The following is a 25,002-nucleotide window of genomic DNA, read 5'->3' on the forward strand; positions in this document are numbered from 1 at the left end:
ATTCCGGGCGTTTGCCAAAAGTGACCCGCTGTAAGAGCGGAACCATAGGTCGCCATCACCCAAATAACGGATATACACGCAAAAAAAAGGGGCAATCACCGATCGCCCCAAACCTTACAACGAGAGGTCCCGCAAAAACCCTTACAAACTAATCTGCCTACGCTCCTCGTCAGTCAACCGCGCCCGCGCCTGTTCACTCAACGGCCCCGCGCCCAACACCTGCACCGGACTGCCGGGGTTATACCCCGAGGTCTTTTGCTGGCCCGCAGGCTGCGGTTCACGCTCCACCGGCTCAGCGCCAAAACCCAACACCTCCACCGTCACGATCGAAGCCCTGCCCTGCTTCGCCGCCGCCTGCTGACTGCGCGCCGCGTCCTCCGCCGCCTGGGACGCCGCCGACCCCGCCGCACTCGCCGAGGTCATCGCCCCAGTGTTGACCGCCGCCGTCACCGGCACCCCGGACGACTTGCCCTGGGTCTGGATATTGGCCGCGTTCACCACGCGCAACGCCGCAATGTTGACGTTGCCCGAAACCCGAATCCCCGCCTCGCCCGCATCAATGGTGCCCGCCGGCGCCAACAGGTCGATATCACCGGCCGGCACTTCGGCAATCGGCGCCAACGTCGCAATACCCGCCCCCGCGCTCGGCACGTTAGGCGACAAAGTCACATTGCCCCAGTTGTCATACACGCGTTTCGGCGGGGTATAGAGCACGGTGGTTTTCGATCCCCGACCGGCGTTGATATCACCGGCATCGGACCACGCCAGAATCGAGCCGCCAAAGGTGGTCATGATGCGGCTCTGGCCCAACAGGATGCTGCCCTGGGCATACAACTGAATATCCCCGGCACCTTGAGTCAGCACCCCGGCAGTCGCCGGCGGCGCAGTCCCTTCAATACCGAACACCTGCTGCCCACCAGGGCTGAGCATCTGGATATCGCCGCCAAACCGGGTATGCACCCCGGCACCGCCATACAGGGTGATATCGCCGTCATACACGATCGGGTTGCCCGCCACGTCCTTGCTCGGCAACAACCCGTCGATAGCCGCGCGGCTGCGCAAAAAGCTGCCGGAACGCGGGCCTGCGCTCAGGTTGAATTCACGACCGCCCGCGCGCACTTCGGCGAAGTACACCGAGCGCGCAAAAATGCGTTGCTGCTCAGGCCCCAGGCCGGCGAAGTACGCCCGCGCCTGATCGGCATCACCACTGAAGGCATAGCGTTCCTTGAGCCATTGCCGCAGTTCGGTCTCGTAGGTTTTCACCACCTTGCCCGTCTGCCCGGCCAGGGGCACACCGTCGAGCGCTTGGTTGGCGCGGTCCAGGTAAGGCGTGACGAACTTCAGGTAATCCAGGCCGTTAGGCCCTACCCCGGCTTCCAGCACGATAGACGCACCTGGCCGGGAATCCCCCACCGCCACCGGGCCCAGGCTGGTGATGGAGGCTTTGTCTTCCATCAATAGATTACGCCCGGCACTGACTTCCAGGGTGCCGGGGCCGGCGACGTTGAAGCTGCTGTAGGTAATGTCGCGCCCGGCAGACACCACCGAGACATCCTCGGGACGGTTATGCACGAACAGGTTGCCGCGGCTTTCGCCTATGTAGTCGCCGTTGTCAGCAAGCAACGCCGGAAACACCGTGGATGTGCCCAGATACGTGCCTGAGCCGACAATATCGCGCCCCGCTCGCATCCACACCGGACCTGCGGATTCATAGCGGACCTGCCCTTGCCGACCGCTGCTGAACGTGATGATTTCACCACTGCGCAAGCCGACGATATCGCCTTGATTGGCATAAAACCTGGCCGGCTGTGTCTGGGCTGGCGGGCGCGCAAGATCGGTTGGGCTGCGCAAGGCAAACAAGGAAAGATCAGCCTGTATCGCGTCACCGCCCAGGTTGTCGATGACGCGATTGAACCCGTTCCTGCCAACAAAGGCTGGCGCCAAAGGCGTCGCTATGGAACTCAGGCTGTCACCCGACTGGTTGACTGCATAGCCACTGGCGTAGATGGAATCGCCGGCCAACATCGCCAGCCGCCCCTGGCTCGATGGCGCCAGCAATAACGAGTAAACGGGATTATTGGGCAGCGGGCCAACGCCCAACGCGGACGCACCGAGATAGATGCTGCCATTGGCTGCCACCACGCCCAGTTTGGAAGGGAAGATAAAACGCCCATCGGAGCTTGAGTAGTTCTGCCCTTGCAAAGGCGCAAGGATGCCTGACCTGGCAAGCGACATGCTCTGCACGCTAGGCGTCAAACTGCCACCTGCGGAAAAAAGGTCAATGGCCGTGCGATCGGTCCACAGCGAGAACCAGGTGGTCCCATTGCCATAGTCTGTGCCGTTGTAACTGAATGCCTGGGTATTTTCGGTAGAAACACGTCCTGGATCGCCTGTCCCCGCCAGCACCAAGTCACCTCGGGTCGACAGGTTGGCCGTGGCGTCCCCCAACATCAACGTGATACCGCCCGTGGCCGTGCCCAGGCTGGCGGTGTACGGTGAGTAAGCACGGCTGTCCTTGGCATCCTGAGATCCGGGCACTTCACCGTAGTTCAAGGCAATGCCCCCCAGGCTGCCTGCTTGCAGGTTCAATGCACCACGCAGGTTGGTCAGTACGCCGTTGAGGCTGAGCACCTGCGCTTTATAATCGGCTGACAACGTAGCGGATTTATCACGGCTCGCGCGGGCATCCAGCCCGGGGTTCAAATCACCGCCCATGCGCACATCCAGATCACCGCCACCGGTGAGCAGCAATTGCCCGTCGACCACCCGGCCAGTGCTGCCAACAGCCAGCACCAACCCTTCGCTGCGCGGTGCTCTGACTGCACCGGGATCGCCGCGACGAACGAGCATGCCGGCATCGCTGCCCAAGTCCAGGGTCAGGTTGCCACCGCCCAGGGTGCCTACACCTGTGAACCCCACCAGGCGTGGAAGCAGGTTTATCTGTGCGCGGTCTTCGAGTTCGATGTTGGCACCACTGTCGCTTTTAACGTAAGTACCAAAATTGATCCACCAACTGGCAGGTGTCGGGGTCACACCCGCAGTGTTTCCGGTACCTTGGCGCCACAACCAATTGCCCAGGTTCGCACTGTTGAGTTGAGTGCGACCGTCATTGGGCATGATCGCGTCGGTGAGCGGCGTCCAAACATCGCCTGTCAGGCTACCACCCGTGCGCAACAACACATTGCCGCCCCCATCGGGATACCAAGCGGCATAGGGGCTGCTTTTATCGACAAGCGTTTCATACGCCTTGGCCGCGCTGCCCAGCACCGTTCCATCCGCTGAGGTGGCGCGAGCGCGATCAAACTCAGCGGCGGCACTGCCTGCACGAGAAGCACTGGAGGCGCCGGCGGTATAAATACCATAGGGCGACTTCATCGCCACATTGCCCGCGGCTATCAAGTCCAGATCCCCGGTGCCGGTGCGCAGCACGCTAAAGTGCTGGCTCACGGGTGAGACCCGTTTCACCGGCCCGATGGTGACCTGCTCAGGTATTGCTGGAATCGGTTCGCCCAGGGAAACGCACAAATCAGGGTCGCAGGTGCCTTCGTCCTGAGGCGATACCGGTTGGCCCGGTACAAAGCCGAAGAGTTCCCCGAGGTCGCTCCATACGTACTTGACGCGAATACACATGTCGGGTTCATCACACAATCCCGACTCGGACTGCGACACTGGAGTCCCTGCCTCGTAACCGAACAGCTCGGCGGCCAAATCACTCCAGTACCATGCCCCACCCGGCCGCGCCGGTTGCGCCGGGATGATGATTTTGTCGTGGGTCTCATAGATTCCGTAGTGCGTGTCGGCCAGGGTCAGGTCGCCGGCGTAGGCTGGCTGGATCGCACGGGTATCAGCCGCCTGGGTATCGGCACCGGACACCAGGCGCAATGACCACGACTGCGAGCCCTCGGCCAGCATCGGTGCCACGGCCCAGTTCTGGCGCGCCGTGGCGCCGGTCACGGTGCGCAACGGTACCGACACCGCACCATTGGGCAACTTGACGTCTGTACCATACGGAATCAGCGCCCCGACCTTGAGGGCCATGTCACCGGCCAGCAACACACCGTCCGTTGCACTGCCCGTCACGCCCCCACGGCTGGGCAGTGGCACGCCCGCCGGCCAGGTCATGGCGCGCAGCGAAGCCGCGCCGGCCAAGACCGTGCCCGCCTCCAGTTGTGTTCCGGCCGCCAGCACCACAGGCTGCTGCAATAAGGTGCCCGCGGCGTACAACAGGTTGCCGCCACTGTCGCGCACCGTCGCGCTCAACACCGTGTTGGCCGGCAGGGTCAGTGGCGCGTCGAGTGTGCCTCGGGTCGGCAGCACAGTGCCTTGGGCCAATGCAGTGGCCTGGATCGGTAACGGGTAATTGAGGGTCTTGCCCGTGGGGAATGCGCTGCCGTTGGCGAGTACCACGCCAGGGCCGGGCACAATCACATCGGCACCGAACCCTTGCAGCCCCGGCGTCAGCACCCAGCCATTATCGTCGGGCGTCTTCGGTGGCGGCGCAAAGCCATCGTTGATGCTGCCGTAGACATCCAGGTTGCCACCGGCACGCACCACCAGGCTGCCCACCTCGCCCGAGCCGTACACCGAAGTCTTCGGCGTGTTGGGGTTGACGCTGGCGTAACGGTAGCCGGAAAGGTCCAGGTCGCCGCTCACCACCAGGTCGCCCTGGGTGACGATCTCCACACCTGGGCGCAAGTGGAACGCCTCGGTATAACGGCTGTTATTCAAGCCCGCGAGCTTGCCCTGCATCAGCCCGGCGTTGTTAAGGGCGTTGTTTATGAAAGCCTCGGCAAGCGCGTGCTTTTGCGTGAGGTAGTTCTGGTCAATCACCTGATACGGTCGGCCACTGGCCGACGGTTCTGTGCCCACCGGCGCATCGCTGTAACGGGCCACCGCGTTGACTGCAATGGAGCGGGCGCCCTGGATGTTGACCTGCCCGCTGGCGTCGATGGCCACGTCATTGGCATTGAGTCGCGGTGCGTTCAATTCCAGCGTGCCCCGGGCCACGCCGTCAGAGTGTCCCGGACCACTGCCCGGGGCCGCAGCGGTGCCGTGGCGCAGGTCGATACGCGCGCCATCGGCCAAGGTCAATTGACCGTCGCCACTGTTGAGTTCCACCATCGCTCGGTTCGGCGCATCGATGATCTTGCCGTAGCTGTCGACCCGCAATACGCTGCCGTGCGCATCCAGCAGCGCGCTGCCGGCAAGGGTCACGCCCTGCTTGCCGGCCAGGCGAATACTGCCGACCCGCTCGCCACTGGCATCGATGGTGCCCAGCACCGTCAGGCTGCCGTTATCCACCGAGACATTGACTTGATTGGCCTTGAGTTCATCGCCAATCACCAGGTTGCCCTGCTTGAGCTGGAAGCTGCGCGAGCCAACGACCTGGCCCTGGTTCAAGCGCTGGTTCAAGGCGGCAAAGTCCCCTACCTGCTGTGCGCGGATATCCACACCACCGGCTTTGTACGGCACCAGGGTGCCACCGGCATCGTAATAACCGCTGCTGCCGGCGCGAACCTGCCCTTGCAAGTCGACCTGCCCGGCACCGGCGTCCACCGCCACAGCCTTGAGCAAGCCACCCTGGTTGAACTGCGCAGACAAGTCGATCAGTGCACCTGTCGCCTGGCGAATGTTGCCATGACGGCTTTCCAGGCTGACATCACCGCCCCAGCTGTATTTACTCACATCGCTGATTTGCACTTTGCGCCCACTGAGGTCCAGGCGTGAAGCCGCGCCAAGGGTCAGTTCTTCATCGGCGCTGAGGGTGAGCTTGCCGCTCGGCAGCACCACCGAGGTATCCAGCGCCACGCTGCGACCGGACAGCAGCAGCTCGGCGCCCAAGGCGTCGATGGCCGCCTCTACCGGCGCTGTGCCGCTGGCCGGGGCCCGCACAGTCAACGCGCCACCGACAGTGATGCGATTGACCGAGCCGGCTTCGCCGGTCAACAACGGCGTGCTGATGTTCAGGTTGCCGCCACTGTAGGCGAAGCCTTTGCCGGCCTCGTACGCACCCTGGGCCTGATGTACCGTCAGGCTGCCTTTGTGGTTGGCCGTGATACGTTCGCTGGCGTTGAGGTTGACCGTGGCAAAGCCCAGCGTCATGCGGCCATTGTTGGCCAGGCTGTCGGGCTGGGCATCGCGGCCATAACCGAACGCGATGCGCCGGGCCTGCAACGCCAGGGTGCCGCTGCCGGTACCCGCCCCATTGCTGATCACGGCTGGCGGTGTGCTGGTGGCGCCACCCCATACCAGGGTGCCGGTCTGGATCAGCGCCACATCACTGGCGCTGCCGTACCCATAGATCGCAGGCGTGGTCAGCAGCAGCTCATCGAGCAGCGACTTACCCGAACTGTCGAGGGTGCTCAGCGTGGTGTTGCCATAAAAATTCAACGATTGCCCGGCGGTCAGCGCCAGGCTTTGCAAGGCCGGTGCACCGCTGGAAGCATCGCCGCGCAGCAGGCGGTCCAGCACCTGCTGGTTGAGGGTCAGGCCCGACGGCAGCACACCCCGCGCAGCGGCGTCGGCCAGCGCTTGGGCACTGCCGACGTTGATCCCACCCACCGCCAGGGCCAGATGGCGGGTGCCATAGCGCACGCTGTCACTCAAGGCAAACCGGTTGGTGGTGGCAAAGGCTATCGAGCCTTCGGAATAGAGTGATGCGTCGCCGCTGCAGGCACTCAGGCTGCATTGGCCGATAAGAATGCTGCCCGGCCCACTGGGGCCGTCACCGTTTACCGGCGCCAGCATCTGCAAACGTCCATTGGAGACTGCCAACACGCTGCGGGTGCCCGGCCGGTAGATAAAACCATCATCGGAGTCATAGGCGGCCTTGCCGCGCCCCAAGGTATTGATCGACGCACCTTGCTCGATTTCAATCGCACCCGATGACCTGCCCGACACCAGGAACACTTCCGGCGCCGCCAGGGTCGCGTCCTGGCGCACAACCACCGAGCTCGCGGTGATGGCTGCCAGGTCGGACCTGACGAAGTTGCCACCCTGGCCATACACCACCGTCAGTTCACCGCCCACCACCAAACGGGCAGCCCCCAAGGCATTCAAGTCGCTGGCCCGCACCGACGCCATCAATGCAGCGCTACTGGCCGTTGCGGTGTCAGAAACCACTTCTATGTCGCCACTGGACAGCACCGCAACAGTGGCACCAAAACCGCCCTGTGCGGGTTTGAAGCGCCCCTCACCATCAAAGCTGAACCCCAGGTCTTTTTGACCGCCCACCAGTCGCAATCTCAGGGTTTTGGCATCGGCTTCAAGCGCAGCACGTGGCACACCCAGGCGTGCCGCATCCGCGCGAATAAAGTCTGCGTAAGCGGTTTCGTTGTACTGGGAATAACGGCGCAATACCTCAGCCGGAGTGACAATCAACTGGCTCGATAAACTGTCACGAATGTGAGTACCGGCAACCGACAGTAAGCCTTCGGTTGACCAGGAACCGTTATTCATGGCCGCGGCGCTGTGCATCGCGCCGCTGGCGAACGGCGCGGCCAAGCCGTTGATCTCCAACCGAAACGCCCCTGGCAACAGGGCGTAAGTGGACGGCAGCAAGGTGTAGGTCCCCTGTGGCAGGCCAGGCACACCCGCACCGATATTGATTTGCTGGCCGACCAGAGGCTGGGTCGCGCCCGCTTCGCCGCCGCTCGGCGCTACCCAGGGCTGGCTGCCGGGGACAATCGCATAGATGGGGTTGGTGGCCAGGCCCGGTAAGGAAAAGCGTCCGTCCGCTCCGATTTGCACCAAGGGGTTGTAGCGCGCATCCGTGGAACCGCCGCGCCCGGAAACGAATGCCGCGCCAAGCAATTGGCCGCCACCGGAAAGGTCCAGCACTGCGTCCCGTTGCACATTCAGCGAGCCGCCCGCCAGTTGCACACCCACCGCCGCATTACCTGTACTGCGGGTGCCGCCAACGCCCAACAACTCTACCTGCTTGCCGTCGTAGCGCCACGTCACGCCGTCGACTGTTCCACCATAAGGCAGCACCAGGCCACCTGCGCTGACAGAGGTCAGGCTGCCCGGCAACAGATTGATCACTTTGGTAGCGCGCGTAATACCACCGTCCACACCCAAGCTGAGACTGCCCATAGGCGAGCGAAGCACACCGCCTTGCTCGATGGTCGAGGCGTTCAGCGATAGGCTGCCGAACACTGAGTAAGGCAGCGCCGGGTCCGTACTGCGCACCCGGCCAATGCGCAACGTACGCGCCGAGTCAAATTCACCGCCGGTGTTACCTGCCGTCACCTCGGCAACGGCCCCGGTCGCCGGGTAAATCTGCGCGGCGATCAGGTTCAGGTCGGCTTGGGTGGTCAGGGCGGTTTGGGTTTTGTCGGCGCTTCGGGCCAGAAAGCGCATATCCCCCTGGCTGACCAAATGAGCCTGGTCAAAGGCACGCCGGTCAATACCGTTGGCCAACGCTTTGGAGCGCTCGGCATGGGCGCCGAAATTGACGCTATCACGCACATCCAGCACGTTCGACGCTTCGACGCTCAACAGGCCAGCCGTACCTTGAGTGGAAACGCCGCCCTGGACCGTCGGGCGCACCAGGCTGTCGGTGGCGCTGTTGTTGTTGCCCACCCCGGCAAGGCGCACATAGGGTGCGGTCAAAAACACCTGAGACGGCTTCGCGGCGCTATCGGTCAAAGCCATGGCCCCTGAATACAGGCTCAGGCTCTGCCCCAGACGCAAGGCCACATCACCGTCAAAGCTGATCAGGCCGTTGCTCAGCAGCGACAGGTTGTCGAAACCGCCGGCGCTGACCTGGTTGGCCGTCAGCCGTCCATGCCCGTAGGTCAAGCCGCCCGCCACCGCTTCGGGCGTACTGCCGATCGGTAAAGGCGCGCCTGAATCGGCGGCACTGACGATCAATTCACGCGCCTGGCGCACACGGGCAACGGCGGTATCGAGGTACAACGGCGCTTCCAGGGCCACGTTCAGGCTGCCACCCGCCGCACCGGCGCCGCCGCTGTTGGCGCTAAGCGTGCCGTCCAGATAAAGGCCATTGTTGGAAGCCAGGGAGATGGTGCCGCCACGGCTGGCGACCACTGTGGGGCCGGCACCGGACATGTCCAGTAGCGCCTGGCTACCAGAGGCGTCCAGGCGTGCGCCTTCGCGCACCACCACAAACAGGTTGGCCGCGCTGGCGATTCCGGTGGCCGGGTCGATCAGCCCGCCAATCACGATAGTGCCGCCCTGGCCCACCACGCCGTAGCGCCGCCCCAGGCTGTCGACAGCCGTGGCTGCGCGTGCGGCCACGTCCAGCACGGCGTGTTCGCCGACCCAGATCGAACGGTCGTGACCTTTGGCCTCAACACCATCGGCCACCGTGGGCTGCACGCTGACGCCACCCAGGGTGATAGTGCCGCCCCAGGCATTCAACGTGCCGTCCACGGTCAACTGGCCAATGCTGCGCACGCCGATGGACTGGCCCGGATCCACGTTGACCACCGCGCCCTGGCCAATGCGCGCCTGCACCACTGCCATTTGCGCGGCAGTGGACAATGGTGTGCCGGCTTGCAGGCTCAGGCTGGCGCCTTTGCGTGGCGTCAGCTGGCCTTTGGTGGGGGTTTCGCGGTATTGCGGCGGGGTCCAGATTTGCAGTGCGCTGCGCGGATCGGCGCCGCTCACCAGGTTTTGCGCGGTGTCATTGAGGCGGTACACCGGCGCAGTCACGTCGACCTGAGTACCGTCGGCCACTAACAAACCTTCGTTGCCGGTGATGTCGTAGGCACCAAAGCCTTTGTTGAAGAACCCGCTGTCGAGTTGCAGCGTGCCCGCTTGGGGCGCGCCGGGCTGATCACTGATCAGCACCTTGCCGGCCTGCACACTCAAGCGCCCGCCGCCACTGACGCCATAGCCGAGCAACTCGCCGTTGAGGGCCAGGTTGCCGCGGCTGTCTGCACTGTTGGCGTTGGCCGCAAGCGTGACGTCGCCGCCCTTGCCACCGATCAGCTGGTTCCTGGCATCCAGGGCCGCGCCGGAAGACACGTCCACCCGGCTGCCGGCTGCCAGGCTCACATCGCCACTGCTGCGCAAGGCCACGTTGCCGCCGTTGAGGTAAGGCAACCGGCTGCTGTCGCTCACACTGAGCAACTGGTTGCTCCACAGACCGCTGGTATCCAGCGACACGCCAGCATTGACAACCAAGCTGCCGCGACCACCAAGGGTCACGTCGTTCTTGCCGGTCGGCGTAATCTGCGCCTGCACGTTGCCCAGCTGCAGGCTGCCGGAATGCGCGGTGAGGTTGGCATTGACCTCGATCCTGGGACCAAACAAGGTGATGTCACCGGCGGGCTCCACCTCCAGTGCGCCATTGACCAGAATCGAGCCGGTGCTGGCGACCTTGATCGATCCCAGTTTCGTCGCGCTCAACGCCTCACTGTCCAGATACAACGTCGACACTCGATCAGCCGGCAGTGCGCTGTTCAAGTCCAACCCGGCCGCGACGGCAGCGGCCCTTGGCCCCAGCACCACGTTCTTCGCCGTGTTGGCGTCCGCGCCCAAGGCATACTGCAACTGGGCACTGTCCTTGACGTAATACGGCACATAACTGCCCACCACCAGGGCGGCGCCACGGGCCACGGCTTTTTGCGATTGCAGGTAACCGTCCAGGCCTTTTTGCGCAGCCTGGGTCTGGCGCTCACCCTGGTAGGTGTCGCCGACAATTTGCCCTTCCAGCACGGCGCCGGCAGTACTGACGACCAGGCGCCCGGCATCGCGCCCGACGGTATAGCCGGCTTCGCTGCGCTCGCGCGGGGCGATCAGCGGGTTGTAGTAATAGTCGGTCACGCCCCAGCGCTGGCTGTGGTCTTCGTAACCCTTGTAGATCCCGGTATAAAGCAAATCCCCCGGCGCACTGGACAGCTCGTACAAGCGTCCATCAGGGCCTTTGAGCCAGGTTTGCTGGATCTTGCCGGCCTGCACATCAAGGGTGCCGCCCGACAGGTTGATCTGCGAACCCTGCCGGGTCACCACGTCCTTGCCGCTGAACGTCACGGTGCCACCCTGGGCCATCCATTCGCCAATGCCGTGGTTGCGCGTGCCCAGATAGCCGCCCACTTCCAGCAGGCCGCCCGCGGTGTACCAGCGGTCGGTGGCATAGCCATTGGTGCCGGCCGGGACAAAAATCAGGTCGCGGACATCCACCCACACATCGTTGTTGTTCAGCGCTTTGCCGTCACGGTTGACCGCCGCATCGCGCTGCTCGTTACCCTGGATATTGACCTTGACGCTGTTGGACTCCATCGCCAACTTGACGCCGATGGCGCCGGACACGTCGATCACTGCGCCGTCACGCAGCAAGCTGCGCTGCGCGGCCTTGACGCCGACCTGACCACCCGTTGCCAGCGTCAGGGAGCCGCTGCGAAAGTCCACCGTGCCGTCACTGGTGATTTCCACCAGGGATTGGTCGCGCCGGTACACGTCAGCCGGCACGACGTTACCGGCCTGGTCAGCCGCCGGGGTAATCAACCCGGCGCGCTGGCTGTCGAGGGCGTTGCTGCTGTCGAGCACAATGGCGCTGAGGCTGCCCTCGCCCAGGCTTACGCTGGCGTTGCTGCCGGTGCCCTTCAAATGCAAGGTGCCACGTGCTTCCACCGAGGAGCTTGAAAGCACCACGCCGTTTTGCAGCACCTGCTGGCCGGTCAGGGTGATGTCCCCCGTAGAGGCCTGGATCAACCCCGTGTTGCTGGCCTTGCCACTGCCGGTGACGCTGACTTCGTTGCCGCGTGTAGTGGAAGCAACATTGCCGTCGGTGCTGTAGCCCTTCTTGATCACAAAGCTGTCGCCCGCCGCCAGCACAGTCTGGCCGCGTGCAGTGGAAATGCTGCCGGCGTTTGCCACCTCTTTGCCCAGCAACAGCACATAACCGCCACCCGCCGTCGATGTCGCGGGCACCTGGGTCTGGATCTGCGCGCCGCGCTCGACCGTCACATTGCCGGCGGCCTGGGCAAAACTCGGCGCGCTGTTGCTGGCGCTGTACAGGCCCCTGGCGGTGAATTGCTCATCGCTGAACCCGGTGGCTGCCGCCACCAGGTTGCGCACATTGACCTGGCTGCTGCCGCTGAATACCACGCCGTTGCCGTTGACGATCATCACCGTGCCGTCGGCCTTGATCGCCCCCTGGATCTGGCTAGGCGCGGTGCTGTTATTGATCTTGTTGAGCACCGCCCAATCGCTGTTCTGCTGGAACTGCACGGTGGTGTCGCGGCCCACGTTGAAGGTTTGCCAATTGAGGATCGCCTTGTCGGCCGTCTGCTTGATCGACACCAGCGTCTTGCCGTTGGCATCGGTCTGCACCGGCCCTTCGGCGTTGACGAACAGCGGCTTGCCATCTGCGCCAATCACCACATTCAAGCCATTACCACCCAGGCCGTTGTGGATGCTCTGCGGCGCCGCGCCCGCGCTGCTTCTGGCAGCGGCCTGCACGGCCTGTTGCGCGGCAATCGCGGCGACGCTGGTATTGAGGTTCTGCAAGGAGCGCTGCAACTGCTCGTTGCCGCGCTGTTGCTGGGACAACGGCGGCGGCGTTCCCGGCATCACCACACCCGGTCGTGCGCTGCCGGCCGTTTGCGCTGCGCCCTTGGCCGAAAACCAGCCCGAACTGAACGCCTGAGGCTGCGCCGCGTGGGCACCACCGGCAAACACCAGCAGCGCAATGACCTGGGCCAGGGGTTTGAGCAGCAACACTTGACCTGAGGTGGCAGGCACCTTGTCGGCACGGGTAGCAGGCAGCTTCAGTCGGGAACGCATCACTTACAGGTCCTTTTGACGGGTCAGGCGAACGACGGGCACGCAAACACTGCGCGGCCACGTGTCGGGGTTATTGCTTAAGGCAGTTGCCGGGGGGCGCGACCGAACTGTTGTCACACAATGTTCACGCAGTGCGGTTCAACTGGCTGGTTGGGCGAGGAAACGACAAAACCGGCAATGACGCGAAGTCATTGCCGGTTGTGGGGCAAACCCTGTCGAGACGGGGCTTACTGCGGACGGCCAATACCGTTGCAGGTGTTGGTGTCGCCCAGGCGCAGGGCGCTGGTGGTGGCGTAGAAGTTGTCGTGGACAGCTTTCTGCCAAGTAGCGGACAACGGGATGAACGAGTGGCTGCTGGTGGTTGCGTTGTTCAAACCGGTGTAGTGACGGTTCAAGAACACACGGATACGCGCGGTGTCAGTGGTGTCTTTGTAGCACTGGCTGAAGACCAGGTTGGTGTAGCCCACAATGGGGTAGCCTGCGGTAGGGTTAGGAAACGTAGGGACCCAGTTCAAAGGATTTTTGGCTTCGTCGCTGCCAAGAACCGGAGGTACAACACCGTCAAGGCTGGCTTGAACGTTGACTTCAGTCGGCAGGAAACCGTTGACCGAAGCAACAGCGGCAGCGCTGTTGAACTGTGCATAGTCAGGGCTGACGTAACCGATGGCACCGTTGTTGTTGGTAATGGCAGTGGCAACACCTTGACTGCCGGTGACCGCGATGTAGCTTGAGCCGGCCGGAGCGCTGGTGGCTGGGTCAAAACCGATGGCGGTGACGAAGCTGTTGCTGACAGCCGGCACCGAAGCAGGTTTTACCGCCTTGAGGTGGTTGGTCAAGATCTCGGTAGTGCCGCTGGTTTCCTGGCGATAGACCACTTTGATCTGCAGGTTTGGACCCGCAGCCCCGTTGAATAGCACCTGGTTCCAGTTAGTGATTTTGCCGGCAAAGATATCAGCCAACTGGCCACTGCTGAGCTGCAGCGATGTCTTGCCGTCGATGTGGTAAGGCACTGTCACCGACGTGGCCTCGGCCGGGATTTGAATCAACGGGCCGTAGGCGGCACGGCCGTTCACGGCGTCAGCATTATAAGCCGCCAGTTCCGCAACGCTAACGATCGAGTCACTGCCCGCATAGTCAACGGTGATGCCGGCAGCCAGTTTCAGCTTGGTCGAATCATTACCGAAGAAGGCCTTTTTGCCGTCGCCGCTGCCTACACCGATATAGGGGTTAAAACCAGGGACGGTGGCAGAGAGGATGCCGGTAGCCGTGGTCGAAGTGGCCGTGCTGCCGTAGAGTTTTTCCGGCAGGGTGGCACCGCCACCGACCACTGCGGCCATGGATTGGGCGGAAGCCAGTGCTGCAACTACCAAAGAGGCTGCGATCATAGTGCGCTTAAACATGAAGAATCTCCTTTCGTCGTGTTTGTACGTTTGGGTAGAGGGCTCTTGCATGACGCTATGGCTTCGGTCCCAAGCCGTGTTCCGGGGGTGGCTGGGGTTGAGGCCATGGGTAGGCAATTTCGCAGCATCCGATGACAGCAAAAGGAAAAAACCTCGGGAGGAAGCGCTTGATTTTACGAAAGATTCTCGGGTGTTTCGGTCATGCTTTTGAGCGATTTCAAGGCAGGTGACAGCGAGGTTTCAGCGGGGTTTTGCTGGATGCGGTGTGGGCTGTGTCGCAGTGGGTTGGATGTGACGGAATGAGGAACCCGAGGTTGCAGTGATGCATATAGGGAGCGAGCAGAATCAACTGAATAAAACCGACCCAGATGTGGGAGCTGGCTTGCCTGCGATGCAGATACCTCGGTACATCAGGCACACCGAGTTGATGCCATCGCAGGCAAGCCAGCTCCCACATTTGACCGGGTGCAATCAGGTCACCAGTTGGTTGATCTCGATGATCGGCAACAACACCGCCATCACAATCACCAACACCACCGCCCCCATCACCACAATCATCAGCGGCTCCAGCAACGCCGTCATGCCCATCGCCCGGCGTTCGATATCGCGGGACAAGGTCTGCGCCGCACGTTCAAGCATCGGCGGCAGTGAACCGGTTTTTTCGCCGCTGGCAATCAGGTGAATCAACACCGGCGGGAAGACCTTTTCCACTGCCAATGCAGGCGCCAGGTTAACGCCTTCGCGAACCTTGGCGGTGGCATCGTTGACGCACTGGCTGAGGCGGTCATTGGACAAGGTCTGGCGCGCCGCCTCCAATGCCCGCAGCAACGGCACGCCGGCGCCGCCGAGAATCGCCAGGGTCGACGCAAACCGCGCAGTATTGAGCCCCAACACAAACCGCCCGATCAGCGGCAAGCGCAGCACCCGGCTATGCCAATTGAGCCGCGCCAGCGGGTTGCGCAGGTACAAGCGCCAGCCCCAAAACCCACCGACAATCAAGGCAAAACACAACCAGCCCCAGGCGCGGATAAAGTCGCTGGCATTGAGCATCGCCAGGGTCAGCCCCGGCAGGTCCTGGCGCGCCTGGGAAAACGCGCTGACCACCTGCGGCACCACATAGCTCAACAGGAAAATCACAATGCCAATGGACACCAACCCGACCACGCCGGGGTAGATGAACGCCGTCATGATCTTGCCGCGCAGGTTGTTACGCTCCTCGATGTAATCGGCCAGGCGCTCCATCACCTGGGCCAGGTCACCGGACTCCTCCCCCGCCGCAATCAAGGCACGGTAAATCGATGGAAAGTCCCGTGGCCGCGCCGCCAAGGCGTCGGCCAAACGCATGCCGCCGCGTACATCGCCGCGCACGGCGGCCAGGGTCTGGGCGATGTGTTTTTTCTCGGCCTGCTCCACCGTGGCACTCAGCGCCGCCTCCAACGGCAGGCTGGCGCCCAGCAAACTCGCGAGTTGCCGCGTGGCCCAGGCCAGATCGTTGTCCGAGAGTTTGGGCGTGAACAGGCTGCCGCCGCCGGCCGCCGCTTGATTACCCTCAATCTGTACCTGCAATGCGGTCAAGCCACGGCTGCGCAACTGGGCAAACGCCGCGCTCTGGCTGTCGGCTTCCACGTGCCCGGCTTCGATTTTGCCGCTGGCATCGGCGGCTTCGTAACGATAGCGATTCATCAGGCGTCCCGTGTCACGCGCAGGATTTCTTCGACTGCGGTGGCGCCGCTGCGTACCCAGCGCTCGCCATCCTCGCGCATGCTGAACATGCCGGCGCGACGTGCAGCCAGGCGCAAATCCTGCTCGCCGGCGCCTTGGTGGATCAGGCTGCGCACATCGTCATCAACGCAGAACAATTCATGGATGCCGGTACGCCCGCTGTAACCGATCTGGTTGCACTGCGCACACCCCACCGGCCGCCAGGTGCCAGGCACCGCCGGGTCTTCCTGCTTGCAATGCGGGCACAGGCGCCGCACCAGGCGCTGGGCCAATACGCCCAACAATGACGAGGCCAACAGGAACGGCTCGACGCCCATATCGATCAAGCGGTTGACCGCCGACACCGCGTCATTGGTGTGCAAGGTGGCGAGCACCAAATGCCCGGTCAACGAAGCCTGCACGGCGATTTGCGCGGTCTCCAGGTCGCGGATCTCACCAATCATGATGATGTCCGGGTCCTGGCGCAGAATCGCCCGCAGTGCAAGGCCGAAGGTCATGTCGATCTTGGCGTTGACCTGAATCTGGCTGATACCGGGCAAGTCGTATTCCACCGGGTCTTCGACGGTGAGAATATTGCTGGTGCTCGCATCCAGCCGCGCCAGGGCAGCGTACAGGCTGGTGGTCTTGCCGCTGCCGGTCGGCCCGGTGACCAGCACGATGCCGTGGGGCTGGCGGATCAAGGTATCCAGGCGCGCCAGCAGTTGCGGCTGCATGCCCAGGGTTTCCAGCTGCAAGCGCCCGGCCTGTTTGTCCAGCAGGCGCATCACGACCCTTTCGCCATGCCCCGTCGGCACGGTGGACACGCGAATATCAATCGGCCGCCCCGCCACCCGCAGGGCAATACGACCGTCCTGGGGCAAGCGTTTTTCGGCGATGTCGAGCTGGGCCATGATCTTGATCCGCGACACCAGCGCGCCATGCAGCGCCTTGCGCGGCGACACCACATCACGCAGGGTGCCATCGACGCGATAGCGCACCACGGAATGGGTTTCGTAGGGTTCGATGTGAATATCGCTGGCTTCATCGCGCGCAGCCTGGGTGAGCAAGGCGTTGATCATGCGGATCACCGGCGCGCCGTCCTGGGTGTCGAGCAGGTCGGTGATTTCGGGCATGTCCTGCATCAGGCGGTCGAGGTCGACTTCGTTCTCAGCCGCGCCAACCACCGCCGCCGCACTGCCGGTGTCGGCATAGGCACTGGTGAGCAGGCCGTCGAGTTCGTCGTCGCGCACATGCTCCAGGCGTGATTGGCCGAACTGGCGCTGGACCTCGCTGATCGACCAGCCGGGGGTTGAGGGGCAAACCGTCAGCACCCTGCCTTCATCGCCGGGGCGCAGGAGGATGCGCTGGGATTTGGCCCAGACGTAGGGGAGCAAACTCATACACCACCGTACATGTGGGAGCTGGCTTGCCTGCGATAGCGGACTTTCAGCTGAAAAATGTTCAACTGACCCACCGCCATCGCAGGCAAGCCAGCTCCCACAGTTTGATCTTCATACTTCAGGTAGATCACGGCCGCACCTGCGAAACCGGCACTGCCCGAATCACCGCCCTTGGCCCCTGCTGCTGCGCCCCGGGAATCGCCTTCTCCACCGAAGGCAACTGCGGCGCCTGCACATCCGGCAGCGCCCAACTGTGCTCCGGCTGCAACCCGCCCTGGGCGCGGCGCATGAATTCATAGCGGTTCAAGGTGATACTGCGCCCAGCGCCACTGTCGCGAATAATGTAGGGGCGTAAAAACACCATCAGATTGGTCTTGGTGACGCTGCGCTTTTCATTGCGAAACAGCGCCCCCAACCCAGGGATATCCGCCAGCCACGGTACCGCGTCATTGCTCTGGCTATAGCCGTCCTGCAGCAACCCGCCGAGCACCATGATTTGCCCGTCATCCAGCAAAATACTGGTGTCGATCGCGCGTTTTTGGGTCACCGTGCCCGCCTCCACCGAGGCGCGCGTGTCGACGCTGCTGACCTCCTGGTAAATATCCAGCTTCACCGTGCCGCCTTCGGAAATCTGCGGCCGCACGTTCAGCTTCAGCCCCACCTCTTCGCGCTGTACGGTCTGGAACGGGTTGTTGCTGGTGCCGCCGCCACCGGTGACATAACTGCCGGTGACAAACGGAATGGTCTGGCCGACAAAAATGCTCGCTGCTTCGTTGTCCAGGGTCAGCAGGTTCGGCGTGGACAGCACGTTGGTGCCGCCTTTGCTCTTGAGGGCGCGGGCCAGCACCTTGAGGTCGAGCACCTTGCCGATCCCCGGAATATCCACGCTGCCGTTGACCAAGCCGATATTCAGCCCTTTGGGCAACACATCAATGCTGGTCTTGCCGGTGGTGACCAGCCCACTGCCGCCCAGGTTAACGCCGCCAAAACCGCCCTTGCCGCCCAGGTTGCCAGCCTGCCATTGCACGCCGAACTCACTGGCGTCGTCTTCGCTGACTTCAACGATCAGGCTTTCGATAACCACCTGGGCGCGGCGCTGGTCGAGCATGTCGATCACTTCGCGCAGGTTGCGGTACAGCGGGTCGGGCGCGGAGATCAGCAAGGTGTTGGTGGTAGCGTCCGCCTGGATCGTCACACCACCGGCGCTGAACGCAGTGTTCTGATCGCTGGGGGTGCTGCTGTTGGCGCTGCTGCCCGAACTGCTCGACTGGCCGTAGCCCGACGACTGCACACCACTGCCGGTGGGCGTGCCGCTGCTGTTCTGAGTATTACTGCCCTGGTTGTTCTGGGAGCCGCCGCCCATCGAGCTGAGTTTGCCACGGGCCTCATCGCTGACCCCGGACTCGCTCTCACCGGTCAACAGCCCGCGCAACGACTGCGCCAGCTTGCCCGCCTGGGCGTTGCGCAGGTACACCACGTGCATATTGCTCGGGTTGCTCTGGGCATTGTCGAGTTTGTAGATCAGGTTACGCGCCAGCTCTGTGCGCTCGGGGCTGCCGGAACGAATGATGATCGAGTTGGAACGCGGGTCGCCCACCACGTTGATCTTTTGCGTCTGGTCGGCACCCTGGGTTTCCAGCAATTCAGCGACCATGGCCGCGATATCGACGGCGATGCCGTTCTGGATCTTCACCACATCGGTGTCGATGGCGCTGGGTGTGTCGATGCCGTCGATAATCTGCGCCACCCGCGCCAGGTTTTCAGCATAGTCAGTGATGACGATGCTGTTGTTGCCGGGGTAGGCGTTGATCGGGTTGTTCGGCGACACAATGGGACGCAGCACCGGGATCAGGTTCACCGCGTTTTCATATTGCAGCCGAAAGGTCCGCGTCTGCATGCCGCTGCTGCCGGCGCTGTAGATCGGCCCGCCGAGCAGCTTGGCATCGGCCTCCGGCACCACCTGGGCAACGCCACCCACATCCACCACGCTGAAGCCCTGCATGCGCAACGCCGCCAGCAGCATGTCGTAGGCCTGATGCGCCGGCACCTGGCCTTCGCTGACCAACGTGAGGTTGCCTTTTACACGCGGGTCCACCAGAAACTGCTGGCCGGTGGCGCGCGACAAGGCACGCACCACCGCCTGGATATCGGCATCCACAAAATTCAGCTGTACCGGCTGGTCGCCCAGCGGGTTGCGCGCCTTGAGCACCGCCGGGGCGTGGCCACGGGCGCTGTTGGTCACCGGGTGCTGCACGCGCGGGGCCGGCGCGGGTTCGCGCTGGCGGTCCAACACGGTTTCGCCGCTGCGCCGCGTGTCGGCCAATGGCTGGCCCAGCTCACTGTCCACCAGCAAAGGCTTGGGTGACTGCGGGTTACTGCACGCGCTCAGGGCCAGCAATAGCAGCGGCGCGACCTTGCGAAAAGGCGCGGAGTTGGGGACTGACCACTTCATGAAGCTTCCTTAGCGCCAAGCGCCTGATCCATGCGAACGGTCCCGGACACAGTGCCGGCCGAGTTGTCGACAGCGTCCTGGGCGCGTTGCAAGCGCGCCTCGGACACTTCCAAAGAAAACGAACGGGGGTTGCCCAGCAGCCAGTCCACCACACGGTCAGCCGGGGCATTCTCGAAGGTCAGCTGCCAGCCGCCGGGGGCCAGCGCCTGCAATTGGTAATGGCCTTGCAGGCCGGCGCCATCGAGGGCTTGGCGCAGCGCGCTGTCATCCGCCTGACGCGGCGCCGCGACGCCCTGCAACAGCACCTGCAAGGCTTCGGCCTGGGAGCGCAGCTTCGGGATTTCGACCTGCCAATAGTCGATTTTTTTTAGCGCCGGCTGAACCAGCACCAGCCAGGTCAGCAGGCTCGCCAGGATCAGCCCGGCACCGGCCAACATGCGTCTTTCACGCACGGCCAGGCCAGTCCAGAACACATGGGACTGACTGCGCACCTGCTGCCACTTATTCATCGTCGTCCTCCTCCGGGGTGACGGTGTTGTCTGCCGGCCCCAGGGTCCAACCTTGCTCATCACGGGTCGCGGCAAAACCGGCTTCCGCCAACGCCGCCTGCCAGTCGCCTTGCGCCGCCGGGCTATGGCTGTCGGCCAACAGGCCCAGGTGCAAACGGCCCTGCTCAAAGCTCAGGCTGTCGACACTGCCGACCATAAACGGCAAGTGGCTGCCCGCCAGTTGCAGCAGGCTGGTAAAGCGTTGGCCGGGATCAGCCGCCGCCCCGCTTTGCCGCGCCGCCAACTGTTGGCGCACCTGCTGCAGAGGGTTGAGGATCACCGGCAGCTCGGGAAAGGCCTGGCGCACCTGTTGGCTCATTAGCGCCTTCAGCCGCTGGCCTTCTTCGGCCTGGCGGGCGGCGTACAGGTTCAGGCCAACGGTCCAGATAACGACGGCCAGCGCCGCACAAGCCAGCGCCCTGCCCCAGCCGCCGGTAGCACGTTGATTGAACTGCCCCTGCAAGCCCCAGGCGGGCACTGCGCCGCTCCAGCGCTGCGCAGCCTCGACCAGCTGCACATCAAGGGTTTGATCCAGGGCGTGTTGCCCCAGTGGATGCACGGTGGCTTGTTGCAGGCTATGTCGCGTGAGCAAATGCCCATCGTCCAGTGCCGCCGTGGCCACCGGCAAGGCGTACGGCGCCGGGTAAAGGCCGCGCAGCTTGAGCGGCACCTGCGCCAGTACCTGGCCCAGTTGTGCCAGCCCGGCCTTGGGCACCCAGGCCACCTGCACAAGACCGTCGCTGCCACGCGGGCCGTGAGCCACCTGCATCTGATCGATTGGCCCAAGAATCAATGCCTGCGCGGCGCAGGCCACGGCGGCCGCGGTTTTGGCGGCGGGTAATGGCGGCAACTCCAGGCTGGTCAACAGGCTGTCACGCGGGTGCAGGAAGCAGTCCACTGGCTGGCGGTGTTGGCCCAACTGCTTCAGGCTTTCGCGGCCCTCGGCGATCACCCTGCCAGCGTCCAGCCAGGCAAAGTTCACCGGACTGTCGACCGTCAGTTGATCAAGTGGCGGCAAGCCAATGCGCAAACGCTTCATACACCCACCCGCGACCAGATCACCTGCGGCTGGCGGTCTTCGGGCCGGTGCAACAACGCCTCGATCGTCACTCGGCGTTGCTCGCGACGGGCCTGGCCCTGCAAACGGAACCACTCGCTGGTAATACCCACCTGCACCGAATCCATCGCCACTTGGGGCATGCGCAGACGGTTAACAAAGTCGCCACGGTTGATAAACCAGCGCCCGCTGTCGCGCTCGGCCACCAGCGCCTGGGCCTGGGCCAGGCTGAGCAGCGGCACCACCGCGCTGAGCACTTCGGCGCTGGCGGTATTGCCGTTGACCCAGGTGTTGCCGGGCAGCACGCTGACAAAAGCGTGCAGGCGCCGCAGCACCTGTGGGTCGATGCCTTCAATACCACTGAGGTCATCGAGGCTGCGCAGCATCGGGTATTTGGCCGGCAGCCGCTCATCCGACGCGCCTTTGTGTACAACGCGCTGGTCATAGGAGCCGATCACCCGCTGGCTGATGCGACGGCTCACGGCCGGGTCGACGCCGATCAGCCGACACAAGCGTTCGAAGTGCTGCAATTGCTCGTCATCTTGTTGCTGGCGATTGACTAGGTTGCGCAGGTTGAACTTGCCCTGTTCATCCTCCAGCCGCCCTTCAAACACACCGCCCTGGGCGCGTGCCCATGGCTGGTCGAGGCGGGTCAACACATCCTTTTTACGCGCGTCCCACAGCAACAGGCGGCTCTGTTCCAGCGCGCCCAGCAACAGCCACTGGCCCTGCACGCGCTGCTGCTCGGCCTCAAGGCTACGGGTGAAGACGGTCTGGCGTGTGAGCATGGCGCCGGCGATCACCGCCACCACCGCCGCGATCAGCAGCGCGCTGATAATCGCCATGCCGCGCTGCTTCGCCGCTGCGGGCGAATGCCTGTTCATGGCGGGCCTTACAACTGCCAGGAGCCGATATCGGCATTCACGCCGTCGCCATCCGGTTTGCCGTCGGCACCCAGGGAGAACACATCGACCTCACCATTGGCGCCGGGGTTGAGGTAGTGATAAGGGTTGCCCCACGGGTCGTTGGGCAGGCGCTCCAGGTAGGCGCGCCAGTTACTGTTCTTGGCGTCGGCCGGGCGTTCTACCAGCACTTTCAAGCCCTGGTTCATGCTTGGGTAGCTGCCGTGGTCGAGGCGATAGAGTTTCAGCGCCTGCATCAACCCACCGATATCCTGCTTGGCCGCCGTGGCCCGTGCCTGGTCGGGCCGATCGAGCACTTTGGGCACCACCATCGCCGCCAGAATCCCGAGGATGACCACCACCACCATGATCTCGATCAAGGTGAAGCCACGTTGGCCGCGCGGGCCTGGCAATGGGGACGTTAGGGGCGCGATTTCCATCTCGACATTCCTTGGCTTGGGTGCATTTCGTGGCGCAGTGTTGCAAGAACACATGTCAGTCGTATTGAAAATCCTCGGGAGGTTTGGTCGCTAATCGGTCAACTGCCGGCGCTAGTCTGCGGGCCTGTTTCCCGGCTTTGAGAGCGCCATGTACAGCCGCCGCAAGGAGCAAGGCTTTACCCTGATTGAAGTGCTGGTGGCGCTGGCGATCATTGCTGTGGCCATGGCGGCCGCCGTGCGCGTGGCCGGGTTGATGACCCAGAGCAACGGCCTGCTGCGCGACAAATCCATCGCGTTGCTGGCCGGACAAAGTCGGTTGGCGGAGCTGCGGTTGGGCGGACAGCTACGCAGCGGCAAAAAGACCTTCGACTGCGACCAGGGCCGACTGAAGCTGCGCTGTGAGCAGACCATCAACGCCGAGGGCCGCCTGTTTCAGGTCAGCCTGCTGGTGCTCGATGCCAGCCGCGAAGCGCCGCCGCTGGCGCGTCTGGCGACCCAGGTCATGGCCGAGTGAGTGACGGTAATGCGGGAGCGTCCGGCAACTTGTCGAGGTTGACGCGCAGCTTCTCGCCGCCGCGCTCGATCTCCACGCCATCACCTTCAATGGCCGTCAGCCGCACACCGGGGCTCAAACGCTCGCCGAGCAGGAAGCTGCGCGGCGGCCCATCGTTAAGGCTGAGGATCGCCACCGCGCCACGCGCGCCGGCGAGCACGCCCGAGACTTTGACCTGCAACGCCGAGGGCGCGCTGGCAAACCACTGCAACGCCGGGTTGTCACTGCGCGCCGCCAGCGTCTGGGGCGCGGCCTGGGGCGTGTGGGACTCGGCGGATGTCAGCAGCAACGGCGTCCACACCGCCACCCCGGCCAGGGCCGCCAACAAGGCCAGCGCCTGCACACTGTGGGCGGGCGAAAATCGAAGAGCAAATGCCATGAGCGGGACCTCCTGTCTGTGCGTGCTTTCAGCCTACAGGCCAATTCGCACGTTTTTATTTCACAAGCTCACCAGTTGTTCAGGAGTCGGGCGATGAAACAGCAAGGCTTTACTCTGATCGAGTTGATGGTGGTGCTGGTGATCATCGGCATTGCCAGTGCCGCCATCAGCCTGACCATCAAGCCCGACCCGCTGCACCTGCTGCGCAAGGATGCCGAACGCCTGAGCCAACTGCTGCAAGTGGCCCAGGCTGAAGCCCGTGCGGACGGGCGCCCCATCACCTGGCGCGCCGACGCCAAGGGCTTTGGCTTCAACCGCCGCAGTGATGACGGTTCAGGTATCGAGACCTTCAAGGGCGACAGCCAACTGCGCCCGCGCCCGTGGGAACACACGCCGATGCAGGTCTCAATCGAACCCGGGCGGGTGCTCGTACTCGACGCCGAATGGATCAGCCCGCCGGTGCGCGTGGTGCTGTCCGATGGCCAATACAGCCTCAGCCTGCAGCGCGATGCGGCCGGGCTGATGCGTGTGGTGACTCAACCATGAACCCATCCCAGCAAGGCTTCACCCTGATCGAAGTAATGGTGGCGATCATGCTGATGGCGGTGGTCAGCCTGATCGCCTGGCGTGGGCTCGACAGCGTGACCCGCGCCGACCAGCACCTGCAGGCCAGCACGGAGCAGACAGAAGCGCTGTTGCGGGCGTTGAACCAGCTGCAACGCGATGTCAGCCTGCGCGCCAGCGTGGAACTGAGCGCGCCTGGCCCAACCGAAGACGACACCGCCAAACCTGCCGGGTTGGCCGCCGTGACGGTGCGCAGCTCCGACAGCAAGGGTTTTACGCTGGAGGTGATTCGCAGTGCACCGGTGGCCGGAGATGGATTGCAACGCGTGCGCTGGTGGCTCAAGGGCGACAGCCTGTACCGTGCGGCGGCGCCTGCGCGGGAGCGCTTTCCGTTGCCGGCGGCCAAAGGCGGGGTTGTGGTGTTGAGTGGGGTCAGTGATGTGCAGGTGCGGGTGTGGGAGGCGGACAAGGGTTGGCGGCAGTTGAGTGGCAATCGGCGGGAGGATCCGTTGGGCATGGAGATCAGCCTGGTCAGGCAGACGCCCCAGGGGGTGGAGCGGTATCGGCAGGTGTTGGGGCCGTTGCGTTAGCTTTACTGCCTTGGCGCGGTGGGCGGTGGGCGGTGTACATATCCGTTGCTGCGGTAACGGCGGCCTATGGTTCCGCTCTTACAGCGGGTCACTTTTGTAAAGACATGTACGGACCGGACACATGGTTGACACATGTGCGGGGACATGGTGGACACATTATTGACCATAATCAGGCTTACTAATGTCGATTGTTCGCAAAAAGTGATGGCAGAAATAGACGTCGAACAGACCATCGCTTTCTGCGTTCGGGCGGATTGCTA

13 protein-coding genes are annotated in these 25,002 nt (G+C 63.5%); 3 read left to right on the plus strand and 10 right to left on the minus strand.

Annotation, left to right across the window (positions count from 1 at the left end):
* Positions 1–141: 141 nt before the first annotated feature.
* From HBO41_RS12240 to gspG, 9 genes are all read right to left on the minus strand, one after another.
* On the minus strand, positions 142–12,756 hold the full coding sequence (locus HBO41_RS12240; RefSeq protein WP_169986399.1) for a filamentous haemagglutinin family protein: 12,615 nt from the start codon (positions 12,754–12,756) through the stop codon (positions 142–144).
* A gap of 227 nt (positions 12,757–12,983) precedes the next feature.
* A complete protein-coding gene (locus HBO41_RS12245; protein WP_017139649.1) occupies positions 12,984–14,156 on the minus strand; it encodes a substrate-binding domain-containing protein in 1,173 nt (390 codons plus the stop codon).
* Between the two features lie 471 nt (positions 14,157–14,627).
* On the minus strand, positions 14,628–15,839 hold the full coding sequence (gspF, locus tag HBO41_RS12250; protein ID WP_017139650.1) for a type II secretion system inner membrane protein GspF: 1,212 nt from the start codon (positions 15,837–15,839) through the stop codon (positions 14,628–14,630).
* Positions 15,839–17,257 (minus strand): type II secretion system ATPase GspE, encoded by a 1,419-nt coding sequence (gene gspE, locus HBO41_RS12255; RefSeq protein WP_169986403.1) that lies wholly within the window; start codon positions 17,255–17,257, stop codon positions 15,839–15,841. Before gspE ends, gspF begins: the two co-directional genes overlap by 1 nt.
* A 127-nt stretch (positions 17,258–17,384) precedes the next feature.
* Positions 17,385–19,709, minus strand: a complete 2,325-nt coding sequence (gene gspD / locus HBO41_RS12260; RefSeq protein WP_169986406.1) for a type II secretion system secretin GspD — start codon at positions 19,707–19,709, stop codon at positions 17,385–17,387.
* Complete coding sequence (gene gspM, locus HBO41_RS12265) at positions 19,706–20,218, minus strand: type II secretion system protein GspM (RefSeq protein ID WP_169986408.1); 513 nt, start codon at positions 20,216–20,218, stop codon at positions 19,706–19,708. The genes gspD and gspM overlap by 4 nt, the downstream gene beginning before the upstream one ends.
* Positions 20,211–21,296, minus strand: a complete 1,086-nt coding sequence (gene gspL, locus HBO41_RS12270) for a type II secretion system protein GspL (protein ID WP_169986410.1) — start codon at positions 21,294–21,296, stop codon at positions 20,211–20,213. The genes gspM and gspL overlap by 8 nt, the downstream gene beginning before the upstream one ends.
* On the minus strand, positions 21,293–22,198 hold the full coding sequence (gene gspK / locus HBO41_RS12275; RefSeq protein WP_158235129.1) for a type II secretion system minor pseudopilin GspK: 906 nt from the start codon (positions 22,196–22,198) through the stop codon (positions 21,293–21,295). The genes gspL and gspK overlap by 4 nt, the downstream gene beginning before the upstream one ends.
* 8 nt (positions 22,199–22,206) lie before the next feature.
* The gene (gspG, locus tag HBO41_RS12280) at positions 22,207–22,656 is read right to left on the minus strand and encodes a type II secretion system major pseudopilin GspG (protein WP_017139656.1); all 450 of its coding nucleotides are present in this window, start codon (positions 22,654–22,656) and stop codon (positions 22,207–22,209) included.
* Between the two features lie 148 nt (positions 22,657–22,804).
* Between gspG and gspI the strand changes: the two genes are divergently transcribed.
* Positions 22,805–23,170 (plus strand): type II secretion system minor pseudopilin GspI, encoded by a 366-nt coding sequence (gene gspI / locus HBO41_RS12285; protein WP_017139657.1) that lies wholly within the window; start codon positions 22,805–22,807, stop codon positions 23,168–23,170.
* Here gspI and HBO41_RS12290 read toward each other — a convergent pair.
* Complete coding sequence (locus HBO41_RS12290) at positions 23,157–23,588, minus strand: type II secretion system protein N (protein ID WP_169986412.1); 432 nt, start codon at positions 23,586–23,588, stop codon at positions 23,157–23,159. The two genes, gspI and HBO41_RS12290, sit on opposite strands and share 14 nt — an antisense overlap.
* A 93-nt stretch (positions 23,589–23,681) precedes the next feature.
* On the opposite strand from HBO41_RS12290, the gene gspH reads away from it, so the two are divergent.
* Entirely contained in the window at positions 23,682–24,134 is a 453-nt protein-coding gene (gene gspH / locus HBO41_RS12295) for a type II secretion system minor pseudopilin GspH (RefSeq protein WP_026013888.1), read from the plus strand.
* Entirely contained in the window at positions 24,131–24,742 is a 612-nt protein-coding gene (locus HBO41_RS12300; protein WP_017139660.1) for a prepilin-type N-terminal cleavage/methylation domain-containing protein, read from the plus strand. The genes gspH and HBO41_RS12300 overlap by 4 nt, the downstream gene beginning before the upstream one ends.
* The last annotated feature ends 260 nt before the right edge of the window (positions 24,743–25,002 follow it).

The organism is Pseudomonas sp. WS 5146 (assembly GCF_012985495.1).
Classification (GTDB): Bacteria; Pseudomonadota; Gammaproteobacteria; order Pseudomonadales; family Pseudomonadaceae; genus Aquipseudomonas; species Aquipseudomonas edaphica.

Excerpts from the sequence above, each read along its gene's own strand:
- HBO41_RS12240 (WP_169986399.1), bottom strand. The coding sequence starts at position 12,756 with ATGCGTTCCCGACTGAAGCTGCCTGCTACCCGTGCCGACAAGGTGCCT.
- HBO41_RS12245 (WP_017139649.1), bottom strand. The coding sequence starts at position 14,156 with ATGTTTAAGCGCACTATGATCGCAGCCTCTTTGGTAGTTGCAGCACTG.
- gspF (WP_017139650.1), bottom strand. The coding sequence starts at position 15,839 with ATGAATCGCTATCGTTACGAAGCCGCCGATGCCAGCGGCAAAATCGAA.
- gspE (WP_169986403.1), bottom strand. The coding sequence starts at position 17,257 with ATGAGTTTGCTCCCCTACGTCTGGGCCAAATCCCAGCGCATCCTCCTG.
- gspD (WP_169986406.1), bottom strand. The coding sequence starts at position 19,709 with ATGAAGTGGTCAGTCCCCAACTCCGCGCCTTTTCGCAAGGTCGCGCCG.
- gspM (WP_169986408.1), bottom strand. The coding sequence starts at position 20,218 with ATGAATAAGTGGCAGCAGGTGCGCAGTCAGTCCCATGTGTTCTGGACT.
- gspL (WP_169986410.1), bottom strand. The coding sequence starts at position 21,296 with ATGAAGCGTTTGCGCATTGGCTTGCCGCCACTTGATCAACTGACGGTC.
- gspK (WP_158235129.1), bottom strand. The coding sequence starts at position 22,198 with ATGAACAGGCATTCGCCCGCAGCGGCGAAGCAGCGCGGCATGGCGATT.
- gspG (WP_017139656.1), bottom strand. The coding sequence starts at position 22,656 with ATGGAAATCGCGCCCCTAACGTCCCCATTGCCAGGCCCGCGCGGCCAA.
- gspI (WP_017139657.1), top strand. The coding sequence starts at position 22,805 with ATGTACAGCCGCCGCAAGGAGCAAGGCTTTACCCTGATTGAAGTGCTG.
- HBO41_RS12290 (WP_169986412.1), bottom strand. The coding sequence starts at position 23,588 with ATGGCATTTGCTCTTCGATTTTCGCCCGCCCACAGTGTGCAGGCGCTG.
- gspH (WP_026013888.1), top strand. The coding sequence starts at position 23,682 with ATGAAACAGCAAGGCTTTACTCTGATCGAGTTGATGGTGGTGCTGGTG.
- HBO41_RS12300 (WP_017139660.1), top strand. The coding sequence starts at position 24,131 with ATGAACCCATCCCAGCAAGGCTTCACCCTGATCGAAGTAATGGTGGCG.